The following is an 11962-nucleotide window of genomic DNA, read 5'->3' as shown; positions in this document are numbered from 1 at the left end:
CCCCTTAAAGCGCTCTACTAATAACTAAGCGCTGAATCTCACTTGTTCCTTCATAAATCTCACATATTTTTGCATCGCGGAAGAATCGCTCCGCAGGATACTCTTTTGTATAACCGTAACCGCCAAGCACCTGCACAGCTTCAATCGCAACTTCTACCGCCGTTTTCGAAGCAAATAGTTTTGCAATTGATGCTTCCTTCCCGCACGGTAAGCCTTGTGCCCTTAGTGATGCTGCACGGTATACGAGTAAACGCGCTGCTTCAACAGCCGTTGCCATATCCGCTAGCTTAAAGCCTAGTCCTTGCTGCGCGGCAATCGGCTTGCCAAATTGGTGACGCTCTTTCGCATAATCAGTAGCACACGACAGCGCTGCTTCAGCGATGCCAAGTGACTGCGCCCCGATACCAATGCGACCAACATCTAAGTTTGCCATTGCCACTTTAAAACCTTGACCTTCTTCGCCAAGCAAATTCTCAGCAGGAACTTTCATATCTTCAAACGTTAATTGCACTGTACGAGAACCTAATAGCCCCATTTTGTGCTCATCTTTTCCAACAATTAAACCCGGTGTATCTTTCTCAACAATAAATGCCGATATCCCGCGTGTACCCGCATCCGGATTCGTAGAAGCAAAGACAATATATGTATCTGCCTCGCCGCCGTTTGTGATAAATACTTTTGAACCGTTAATTACGTACTCATCACCACATCTAACTGCCCTTGATTTTAAACTCCCTGCATCTGATCCGGCGCCTGGTTCTGTTAATGCAAATGCTCCTAAATATTCACCAGCTGCTAACTTTGGAATATACTTTTGCTTTTGCTCTTCTGTTCCAAAATATAAAATAGGATTCGTTCCAACAGAGGTATGTACTGCTAGAATCACACCTATCGTGGCGCTTACTTTTGAAAGTTCATTAATTGCTAAGATATATGAAATAAAATCCATTTCCGCTCCGCCGTATTTTGCTGGAATTGGAATCCCCATCAGTCCAAGCTCACCCATTTTCTTTAAGACTTCTCTAGGAAACACCCCTTGTTCCATAGTAGGAACAAAGGGAGCAATTTCCTTTTGAGCGAAGTCCCGAACCATTTTTCGCATCATTTGCTGCTCTTCTGTAAATTGAAAGTTCATATGCTCCACCTCAAATTGTTTTATATAGTAATTCAACTATTTGGTAAGACCACTAGTACATGCCAAGAGGTGCCCTACCGGAGTATGTTATTATTCGTAAATGTAAAAACCGCGTCCTGTCTTGCGCCCTAACCAGCCTGCGTTCACGTATTTACGAAGTAACGGACATGGGCGATATTTGCTATCTCCTAACCCTTCATGCAGTACTTCCATAATGTATAAACATGTATCTAATCCAATAAAATCAGCGAGTGTCAACGGTCCCATCGGATGATTCATGCCGAGCTTCATAACTTCATCAATCGCTTCTTTCGTCGCCACGCCTTCATATAGCGTATAAATTGCTTCGTTAATCATTGGCAATAAAATACGGTTCGAAACAAATCCTGGGAAGTCATTTACTTCAACTGGAATTTTGCCGATTTTTTTTGTAATATCTTCAATCGTTTCATATACAACGTCCTCTGTTGCTAAGCCGCGAATAATTTCAACAAGCTTCATAACAGGAACCGGATTCATAAAGTGCATACCGATGACTTTTTCCGGACGATTCGTAACAGCTGCGATCTCTGTAATTGGCAGCGATGATGTATTTGTTGCCAAGATCGTATGCTCCGGTGCTAACGTATCTAAGTTCGCAAAAATTTGTTTTTTAATATCCATTCTCTCTACAGCTGCTTCAATGACTAGATCCGCTTCTTTCACACAATCGAGGGTAAGCGTTGCTGTAAGATGATTTAATGTTGCTTGCTTATTCTCTTCACTCATGCGGCCTTTCTCGACTTGCCTAGATAAATTTTTCGTAATAATCCCCATACCGCGGTCTAACTGCTCTTGTTTTAAATCTTGCATATATACGTCATAACCTGCCATCGCACATACCTGTGCAATTCCAGATCCCATTTGTCCTGAACCAATTACAACAATGTTTTGTACCGTCATGTTTATAGCCCCCTTTTTTACTGAACCTCTATCATAATTGCGTCGCCTTGACCGCCACCGCTGCAAATAGATGCAATCCCGATTCCGCCGCCGCGCTGCTTTAACGCATGAATAAGAGTAACGATAATGCGCGCACCGCTTGCTCCGATTGGATGTCCCATCGCAACTGCTCCGCCGTTTACGTTAATCTTTTCTGGATCAATACCTGCAATATTTGCACTTGCAATAGCTACAGCCGCAAATGCTTCATTAATCTCAAATAGATCAATCTCTTCTACTTTCTTACCTGTTTTCTTTAATAGCTCGTTAATGGCATAACCTGGTGTTCTCGGGAAATCTTTCGCTTCAACCGCAATCGCTGTATGACCTAAAATTGTCGCAAGCGGCTTTCTCCCCTCTTGCTTCGCACGCTCTTCACTCATTAATACGAGCGCTGCCGCGCCGTCATTTAAACCTGGTGCATTCCCTGCCGTAACCGCTGCATCCTTATCAAATACAGGTTTTAATTTTGCTAGTTTTTCAACTGTTGTATCTTCGCGCGGCGCTTCGTCGTGAGCAACAACTACCGGCTCACCTTTTCGTTGTGGCACAGATACAGGTACAATTTCTTCTTCAAATCGACCTTCCTTGCGTGATGCAACGGCGCGCATATGACTGCGGCATGCCCATTCGTCTTGCATTTCGCGGGAAATACCATCTTCTTTCGCTACATCTCCGCCGTACACACCCATATGCACGCCAGAAAATGAGCACGTTAAGCCATCTGCCACGTTTAAGTCGACAACCTCGTTATGCCCCATGCGATATCCCCAACGTGCACCGCGTAAAATATATGGACTATTACTCATCGATTCCATGCCGCCTGCTACAAGTAACGATTGATCGCCGGTACGAATAATTTGATCCGCTAATGTTACTGCACGAAGCCCGGACGCACATACTTTATTGACTGTTTCTGTGCGCGTCTCCCATGGGATCCCTGCTTCTCTTGCCGCCTGGCGTGATGGAATTTGTCCCTGACCACCTTGAATAACCGCTCCAAATATAACTTCTTCAATATCACTTGCTGCAACATTCGCGCGCTCTAATGCCGCTCCAATTGCAATTCCTCCAAGCTCCGTTGCCTTTACATCCTTTAAAGCTCCCCCAAACTTTCCAACAGGTGTTCTTGCAGCACTTAAAATTACTGTTCTTGTCAAAACATATTCCCCCATTTCTTCATTTTACGGCGTTGATTGAACGCTCGTTCAGCGCAGCTGTTGTGAGAAAGAGGTGCAACCTTTGCACCCCCTTTTATCTAAAGTTGTACGGATTCTTACATGTTACATTGCTTCTTTCTTTGACCCGATAACAGAGCGCTCTAAAATCTCTGTTATATCGAGGGTTTGTACGCGTTCTTCTACTTCTTTTGCCTTCGTACCATCACTAATCATCGTTAAGCAATATGGACAGCCCGTACCGATAATCGTCGGTGATGTAGCAAGTGCTTGCTCTGTACGTGCAACGTTAATACGAGAACCAGCAGTCTCTTCCATCCACATCAGACCGCCGCCCGCCCCGCAGCACATTCCTGTTTCACGGTTACGCTCCATTTCAATGAGATTCACGCCTGGAATCGCTTTTAAAATATTGCGCGGCGCTTCGTACACTTCGTTGTAGCGTCCTAAGTAACAAGAATCGTGATACGTAATCGTTTCTTCTACGCGGTGAACTGGTTTTAATCGTCCTTCTTTCACCCACTGTGCTAACAATTCTGTATGATGATAGACTTCTGCTTGTAAGCCAAAGTCCGGATACTCATTTTTAAACGTGTTATACGCGTGCGGGTCAATTGTCACGATTTTCTTGACGCCCGCTTTTTCAAACTCTTCAATATTCTTGTTCGCCATCTCTTGGAAGACAAATTCATTTCCAAGACGACGCGGTGTATCACCTGAGTTTTTCTCTTTATTTCCGAGGATAGCAAAGGAAATACCAGCTTCGTTCATCAGCTTCGCAAACGATAACGCAATTTTTTGGCTGCGGTTATCATATGATCCCATAGAGCCTACCCAGAATAAGTACTCAAACTCTTCGCCTGCTTTCGTTTTCTCTTTCACAGTCGGAATAGAAACTTCTTCTTCCATCGTACGCCACGTTTCACGCTCTTTACGATTCAGCCCCCAAGGGTTTCCTTGACGCTCGATATTTGTCAGGGCACGCTGCGCTTCTGGGTCCATTTTTCCTTCTGTTAAAACAAGATAACGGCGCAAATCAATAATTTTATCAACATGTTCATTCATAACTGGACATTGGTCTTCGCAGTTACGACACGTTGTACAAGCCCAAATTTCTGTTTCTGTAATGACATCGCCAATTAAGCTTGGATTGTATGCTAGTGTTGCTGCAGATTCATGTTGTCCATCTCCAGATGCCATCATGGCTAACTGATTACCTTGTGTATTATTAAATGCAACCGTTGGAACCCATGGTGCGCGCGATGTCACCGCTGCGCCTTTATCCGTTAAATGGTCACGCAGTTTTAAAATTAAATCCATCGGTGATAGCATCTTACCAGTTCCTGTTGCCGGGCACATATTCGTACAGCGGCCGCACTCTACACATGCGTATAAGTCAATAAGCTGCGTTTGTTTGAAATCTTCAATTTTCCCAACGCCAAATGTTTCTTGTGTTTCATCTTCAAAATCGATTTTTTCTAATTTCCCTGGATTTGTTAAACGGCTAAAATATACATTTGCTGGTCCTGCAATTAAATGTGCGTGCTTCGATTGTGGCACGTAAACTAAAAACGTTAACAAAATAAGTAGATGCAGCCACCAAGCAAAATAGAACACAACAATCGCAGCTGTTTCACCAATTCCAGAAAATAAGTAAGCGATTGCAGAAGCAATTGGTTCACTCCATGATAATTCCTCGCCATGCCAAATGATGCCCATTCCGTTACCAAGAAGAACAGATAGCATTAAGCCGCCGATAAAAATTAAAACAAGTCCCGCTTTAAAATTGCGTTTTAAGCGCACAAGTTTTTCAATATACCTTCTATAAAAAGCCCAAAAGACTGCGATTAAAATGATGAGTGTGACGATTTCCTGGAAGAATGTAAATGCAGGGTATAGTGGTCCAAGTGGAAGATGTGATCCTGGTGCTAAACCTTTCCATATGAAGTCAAGTGCTCCAAATTGGACAAGAATAAATCCGTAAAAAAACATAACATGCATGATACCGCTCTTTTTATCTTTAAGAAGCTTCTTTTGTCCGAAGACATTCCCCTTAATAAGATCCCATCTTTCTTTGAAGCGTCGATCAAATTCGACTTTCTTTCCTAATTGTATGTAGGTAATCCGCGTTCGTATGAGATATACAAATAAATATGCTGCATACGCTATGATGGCGATTGTCGCCAACCAATTTACAATTAATAAGCTATTCATATTTCTGCCAACCCCTCTCCGTGTAATATTCCCTTTTTCGAATCTTCGAAAATAAATAATTTTCTGAATTTATTGCCCCTATTTCCATTATATGATGAGTGAGCGTTCAGTCAACAGTTTTTTGTTATACAACAATATATTTTTTCATAAAGCTTTTTATTTCGGTGAAACTATAAGGTGAAACTTCCATCAGCAAGGGATTTTTTTATTCCCCACTGATGGTTAACCAATTGGACTTTTACGGACAGTTATCCCCCACCTATCTTCCTCGCTTCTCTCTGAATCTTGAGGTAGGGGTCTTACTGCTCGCGAATAGCGGGATAAAAATGAATATAGAGGAGGGAATGGATACATGAGCTTTTTATTTCTCTTCCTTGTCTTTTTCTTACTGTGGATAAATTTCGACTTCATATATGGAAGAAAACTTCATTTAAAACAACTTAAACCTCGTTCATTTCCTTTGCGCCATAGTAACTTTAAACTCTATACATATGGCCAAACATTATATAAGGAGCTATTTACTGATATACAACAGGCTAAGCATCACGTACATATTTTATTTTTTATCGTAAAAAACGATGAGATTAGCCATACATTTTTACAGCTTCTAATGGAAAAAGCACAACAAGGTATTGAAGTACGCCTTCTCCTTGATCGGATTGGCAGCCATCATTTATCAAAGGAAACGATTCGTAACTTAAAACAACAGGGCATACATTTTTCATTTTGTCATAAAATCCGTCTCCCATTTCTCTTTTTTTCCGCTAATCAACGGAACCATAGAAAAATTACGATTATTGACGGAAAAATCGGCTATATCGGAGGCTTTAATATCGGTGAAGAATACCTAGGGCATAATGCTGCGCTCGGTCCGTGGCGTGATTACCATCTACGCCTTACCGGAGAAGGCGTACAAGACTTACAAACGCAGTTTCTACACGATTGGCGCGATGATACAAATGAAGACTTATTGCATGAAAATTATTACTTTCCAATACTGGAAAAGGGGGAAACTTCCCATCAGTTCGTACCAACTGACGGCGCTTATTTACAACAAACTTTTCTCGATTTAATTGAAAAGGCAACGAAAGAACTATATATCGGTACGCCCTATTTTATCCCTGGGAAAAAGCTAATGAGTGCATTGCTACGCGCAAAAAAACGAGGCGTTCGTATTACCATTCTCGTACCTAAAAAAGCGGATCATCCATTTGTTCGTGAAGCGAAACTCCCATATTGCCGGAAGCTTATTGAAGCAGGCTGTCATATTTACGAATTTCAAGATGGATTTTTTCATGCCAAAATTGTAATGATAGATGGCTGTATTTGTGATATTGGAACTGCTAATTTTGATATGAGAAGCTTATATCTGAACCATGAAATCAATTGTATATTATATGGTTCATCATTTTTAGAACAAGTGAAGGAAGAAATCAAACAAGACTTGAAAGCTTCCGTTTCACTTTCACTTCAAGATGTTTCTCCTCACTCTCTTTTAGGCAAAGGAAAAGAATGGATTGGAACAGTCCTTTCCTTTTTTCTATAAACACATGAAAGGCGATGTACGTATGAAAATAAGATTTGATTATGTCTCACATGCACTTGCATTGTGGGACTGTTCTCCTGCAAAAATGATGACATTTACAAGATGGAAACAATTGAACAAGCAAGAACGCGATGAAAAGTTATATGACGTGACAAAACATTTTGCATACAAATATTCAAAACTTCCTATCAAGTCTAAACTAACGATTATATATATATTCATCTCTAATAATTAAATTAGTAGATAATTTTTTAAATTTAGCCAAGGTTATTTTTCACCTACTAAGTATTCAATTTCCAGTTGTTGAATGATACGTTTATTATCTCTATTTATCCAGTCAATAAAGTGAGCCTTCCATAAGTGGGGGAGTTTTTCATCTCCCACCTAACTTCTTTGCTTTCACCGAATTTTGAGATGGGAGTATTACCGCCCGCGAATAGCGGGATAAAAAAAGAGATGCTAATTCATATACGAATTTCATCTCCAAAATGTATGTTATTTACTGCTTTCTCCCTCTAAATCGAACCCATTATTAGAAAAGGCAGTTGTTTCTTTTTTCATATCCACCCTTTTTCTTCAGCAATTGTAATTGCCTCAATCCGATTTTTTGCATTTAATTTCGTTAACACATCGGAAATATAGTTTCGAACTGTTCCAGATGACAAGTATAGTGTTTTTGCAATTTCGTTTGCCGTTTTTCCTTCTTTCGCTAACAAGAGAACCTCTCTTTCTCTATCTGTTAACGGATTTTGTTCTTGCCAAAGCCCAAACATGAGCTCAGGAGAAATTTCTCGTTTTCCATTCATTACATTCCGAATTGCCGCTGCAAGATCTTCACTTGGACTATCTTTTAATAAATACCCATGCACGTTTGCTTTCATCGCTCGCTCGAAATAACCAGGACGGGCAAATGTTGTTAAAATCATAACTCTACACTGTGATTGTTGTTTCCATAATATTTCTGCCACGTCCAATCCGCTTTGAATTGGCATTTCAATGTCCATAATACTAACATCCGGCTGTAGTTTTTCAATTAGCTGCAAAGCTTCTTCTCCGTTTTCTGCCTGTCCAACAACCTCAATATCATCTTCTAAATCAAGCAAAGCTCCTAACGCTCCGCGAAGCATACGCTGATCTTCTGCAATGATGATTCGAATCATGCTCTCACCCCATCTTTCCCTGTTCTTATAACAATTGGTACATGCATTGTTAACATCGTTCCATCATGAATAGCGTCTAGCTCAAGTACTCCATCAATAAGAGCCAATCGTTCTCTCATTCCAAGAATGCCATTCCCATCATGATTTTTTTGTAGCCCGATTCCATTGTCCTTTACTTGTAAAATCAATTTCCCTTGTGTTTCAAGTAAAGCAACCACGCACGTTGTTGCCTTGCTATGTTTTACAACGTTTGTCACCGCTTCACGTAAACACATTCCTAAAATGTTTTGTTCTAGCGGTGATAATACATTCGTACTTGTCTCCTGCTTCACTTCTAATGATATATTGGCCGCTTGGAGAATTACCTTCACTTGCTCTAGCTCTTCTTCCACCGTAATCATACGCATATCAGAAATTAATTCCCGTAATTGTTTTAACGCATTTCTTGATGTTTGCGTGATTTCCTTTGCCTCTAGACCAGCACGTTCTGGATTTTTCACAATAAGCTTCTCAACAAGCTGACTTTTTAGCGTAATAAGCGATAACGTATGTCCTAATGTATCATGTAAATCTCTCGCAATGCGCTGGCGTTCTTCTCGCTTCACTAAATCGCGAATTTGTTCATTTGCTTCACTTAATTGTGTTTTTAATATCTTTTTTTGATTAAAATTCCGCATGCCAAATGGTGTAAGAATCATTAAAATAAACATCGGAATCGCCATTATAAAAGACGTTTTTGTAAGCTCATTCATATGCAGCAACATAAAAGAACCAATCATTACGATCAAAAGGAAATACAACAATCGAAATTGTTTTTTTGTCGGTGTAAACCCCATTGCATTTGCTGTATAAAATCCAAAATAAATCATATATGGTTCATAAAATGCACTAAATAGAAATGTAATCACAAATTGAATACATGCCCACATAACAAATGTTTTTTTCACAAAATAAAGCTGGCGGTATGCAATAACAAAGAGTATGAGCATACCGCCTCCTACTATCAATTTCCAACCTGATTGCCCCATCAAGTAATAAAGAGGAAATAACAAGTACACGAGCCATATATAAGGGAACAACCCCATATGTTTTGGAAAAATTTCAAACTGCTTCTTTTCGATCATTTTATACCGCTTCCTGTCTTTTTCTTATATATATTGATAGTATAACAAAAGCGATAAAATAACCTCCTAATATTGCAATATTCTCCCAGCCAATGGCCTTGCCAGCGACAATATCCCAAGCCCCACTTCCGAAGCGATATGTTGGTGTCCATTCCCCAATACTTCTTAACGCCTTTGGTAATACTTCAATTGGCATCCATAATCCACCTAGAATGGCTAAACACATATTTAAAATATTTGCTAGCCCAGCAGCCGCATCAGCTTTCTTAATCGAACCAATTACCGTCCCAATCGCTAAAAATGGTGTAACACCAATTAATAACCATAATCCAGCACTAACCCACTGTCCAATCGTTAACTGTACATCATTAATGACTATACCTGCGATGAAAATAACTACAATTGAAAAAGCATTTACAAGCGTTTGCTCAACAATTTTTGCAGATAAATACGCCCCTTCTGGCAGCGGTGTAATTTGTAAAAGCTGTGTCCACCCTTGCCCTTTTTCTTGTGAAAGACGAACGCCAAAACTAAAAAGTGCTGTTCCTACAATACTAAAAGTAGCCATTGAAATTAAATAGTGTGCTTTCCATGCATCTCCGTTGCCCGGCACTGACACGACATTTGTAAAAATGTAATAAAACATGACCGGCATTAATAACGAGAAAAAGATAAATAATTTATTGCGAAACGTACGTAATATTTCTATTTTACATTGCATCCAAAACGCTCTCATGCAATTCCCTCCTTCTGATTTGCAACAAACTGTTCAAAGGCTTCATCCAGGCTGCCGCGCTCAACAGCAATATCCATGACAGGCAAGTTTTTCTTAAAAATGTCTCGGAGTGTAGCATCCGTATCATCTGTTGTTAGCACCACACGTTTTTCATGCCACCGGACACTTGTAACATGAGATAAACTCCGAAGCATACTTGTTGGCATTTCCTCTTTTGCATAAAATGAAATTGTTTTTTGAGAAATTGTTGCTTTCATCTCATCTGGTGTTCCATCGGCAATCACTTTTCCATTTGCAAATAATAAAATTCGATCTGCTAGTGCATCTGCTTCTTCTAAATAATGCGTTGTTAAAATAATCGTTTTTCCTTCTCCTGCTAATTTTCGAATTGTATCCCAAAAGCTTTTTCTAGACGTGATGTCCATTCCTACTGTTGGTTCATCTAAGAATAACAAATCTGGATTTCCAGCAAGTGCGAGCGCAAAATTTAAACGCCTTTTCTGACCACCAGATAGCTTTTCACACCTTTGCTTTCTTTCTGACTCTAAATTGGATAGTTGGAGCAGTGTTTCTTTTTTGATTGGATTCGTATAATAACTACGAAACAAATCAATTGCCTCTTCCACAGAGATACTATCAATTACGCTCACTTCTTGCAGCATTGCCCCAAGGCGATTTCGAACGTCCCGGTGCTTTGGGCCCTTGCCAAATATAGAAATATTCCCCTCCGAAGGATCTCTTAATCCAAGCATCATCGAAAGCGTTGTTGTTTTCCCAGCTCCATTCGGTCCAAGTAATGCAACAATTTGCCCCTTCGCTACTGTAAATGAAACGTTATTTACTGCTTTTTTATGTTTAAATGTTTTTGAAACACTATTCACTTCAATTATTTGTTCCATTTCTCCACCTCCATCGTTACTTACATTTATATTGTATAAATTGGAAGATATGGAAAACAGTAAAAGACGTCATGACATGAATATGACAAATGTCAGGAAATCTTGAGATGAGAGGCTTACCACGCAAGTAGCAGGACAAAAACAAACATGATACAATCATGTGAGATGTACATTCGAGGAAGGACAGTGGTTTTCATGATTATTCGTAATGAACAAGATTTAGAAAGCTTACGAAAAATCGGCCGCATCGTTGCGCTTGCTCGCGAGGAAATGAAAAAACAAGCGAAGCCAGGCATGACAACGAAAGAGCTTGATTTAATCGGTAAGAAAGTATTAGATGAGCACGGTGCCATTTCTGCACCTGAAAAAGAATATGATTTTCCAGGCACAACTTGCATTAGTGTCAATGAAGAAGTTGCTCACGGCATTCCAGGAGATCGCGTCCTAAAAGAAGGCGACTTAATAAACGTAGACGTATCTGCGGCACTTGACGGTTACTACGCAGATACAGGTATTTCGTTTGTTCTTGGACAAGATGAAGAAAAAGAAAAACTTTGCGCTGCTGCTGAAAGTGCATTTTGGGCAGCTATGAAAAAAGTAAAAGCCGGCGCAAAACAAAATCAAATTGGTCGTGCGGTTTCCAATGATGCGCGTAAAAATGGTTACACGGTGATTCAAAACTTAACAGGACATGGCATTGGGCTTAGCTTACATGAAGCACCAAATCATATTTTAAGCTATTTTGATCCTATGGATAGCGCCCTCTTAAAAGATGGACTTGTCTTAGCCGTAGAACCTTTCATATCTATGAATGCGGATCACATCGTGGAACTTGGCGATGGCTGGACATTTGTAACACCAGATAAAAGCCTTGTTGCTCAATGTGAACATACAATTGTTGTAACACGCGGTGAACCAATTATTTTAACAGAGCTATAAAAAAAGCCGGATGCATGGAAAAATTTCCATGCATCCGGCTTTTTTATTAT

Annotated in this window: 10 protein-coding genes and 1 pseudogene; 3 read left to right on the top strand and 8 right to left on the bottom strand. The window is 40.1% G+C overall.

Annotated elements, in window-relative coordinates; all coding sequences use genetic code 11:
- Positions 1 to 4: 4 nt before the first annotated feature.
- From LRP84_RS06145 to LRP84_RS06130, 4 genes are all read right to left on the bottom strand, one after another.
- The gene (locus tag LRP84_RS06145; protein WP_230574270.1) at positions 5 to 1135 is read right to left on the bottom strand and encodes an acyl-CoA dehydrogenase; all 1131 of its coding nucleotides are present in this window, start codon (positions 1133 to 1135) and stop codon (positions 5 to 7) included.
- A 90-nt stretch (positions 1136 to 1225) separates the two neighbouring features.
- Entirely contained in the window at positions 1226 to 2077 is an 852-nt protein-coding gene (locus tag LRP84_RS06140; protein ID WP_230574269.1) for a 3-hydroxybutyryl-CoA dehydrogenase, read from the bottom strand.
- Between the two features lie 17 nt (positions 2078 to 2094).
- Positions 2095 to 3291 carry an acetyl-CoA C-acetyltransferase gene (locus LRP84_RS06135; RefSeq protein ID WP_230574268.1) on the bottom strand — a complete coding sequence of 399 codons (1197 nt, stop codon included), beginning with the start codon at positions 3289 to 3291 and terminating at the stop codon, positions 2095 to 2097.
- Between the two features lie 108 nt (positions 3292 to 3399).
- Entirely contained in the window at positions 3400 to 5508 is a 2109-nt protein-coding gene (locus tag LRP84_RS06130) for a (Fe-S)-binding protein (RefSeq protein WP_230574267.1), read from the bottom strand.
- 352 nt (positions 5509 to 5860) lie between these two features.
- Between LRP84_RS06130 and cls the strand changes: the two genes are divergently transcribed.
- Positions 5861 to 7054: a cardiolipin synthase gene (gene cls / locus LRP84_RS06125; protein ID WP_230574266.1), complete on the top strand. Its 1194-nt coding sequence runs from the start codon at positions 5861 to 5863 to the stop codon at positions 7052 to 7054.
- A gap of 22 nt (positions 7055 to 7076) precedes the next feature.
- Positions 7077 to 7211, top strand: a pseudogene (gene uvsE / locus LRP84_RS06120) (UV DNA damage repair endonuclease UvsE); the annotation flags it as partial.
- Between the two features lie 400 nt (positions 7212 to 7611).
- Here the strand turns inward: uvsE and LRP84_RS06115 are convergent.
- The 4 genes from LRP84_RS06115 to LRP84_RS06100 are packed head-to-tail and all read right to left on the bottom strand — an operon-like array spanning position 7612 to position 10973.
- Positions 7612 to 8214: a response regulator transcription factor gene (locus tag LRP84_RS06115; RefSeq protein ID WP_230574265.1), complete on the bottom strand. Its 603-nt coding sequence runs from the start codon at positions 8212 to 8214 to the stop codon at positions 7612 to 7614.
- Entirely contained in the window at positions 8211 to 9338 is a 1128-nt protein-coding gene (locus tag LRP84_RS06110) for a sensor histidine kinase (protein ID WP_230574264.1), read from the bottom strand. The genes LRP84_RS06115 and LRP84_RS06110 overlap by 4 nt, the downstream gene beginning before the upstream one ends.
- A 1-nt stretch (position 9339) precedes the next feature.
- Positions 9340 to 10074 (bottom strand): ABC transporter permease, encoded by a 735-nt coding sequence (locus tag LRP84_RS06105; RefSeq protein ID WP_230574263.1) that lies wholly within the window; start codon positions 10072 to 10074, stop codon positions 9340 to 9342.
- Complete coding sequence (locus LRP84_RS06100) at positions 10071 to 10973, bottom strand: ABC transporter ATP-binding protein (RefSeq protein ID WP_230574262.1); 903 nt, start codon at positions 10971 to 10973, stop codon at positions 10071 to 10073. The genes LRP84_RS06105 and LRP84_RS06100 overlap by 4 nt, the downstream gene beginning before the upstream one ends.
- A 147-nt stretch (positions 10974 to 11120) precedes the next feature.
- On the opposite strand from LRP84_RS06100, the gene map reads away from it, so the two are divergent.
- Entirely contained in the window at positions 11121 to 11912 is a 792-nt protein-coding gene (map, locus tag LRP84_RS06095; protein ID WP_230574261.1) for a type I methionyl aminopeptidase, read from the top strand.
- Positions 11913 to 11962: the final 50 nt, after the last annotated feature.

Source organism: Bacillus rhizoplanae, from assembly GCF_917563915.1.
GTDB classification, from domain to species: Bacteria; Bacillota; Bacilli; order Bacillales; family Bacillaceae_G; genus Bacillus_A; species Bacillus_A rhizoplanae.
Note: the sequence above shows the minus strand (reverse complement) of the source record. Positions and strands in the feature narration are given on the sequence as shown.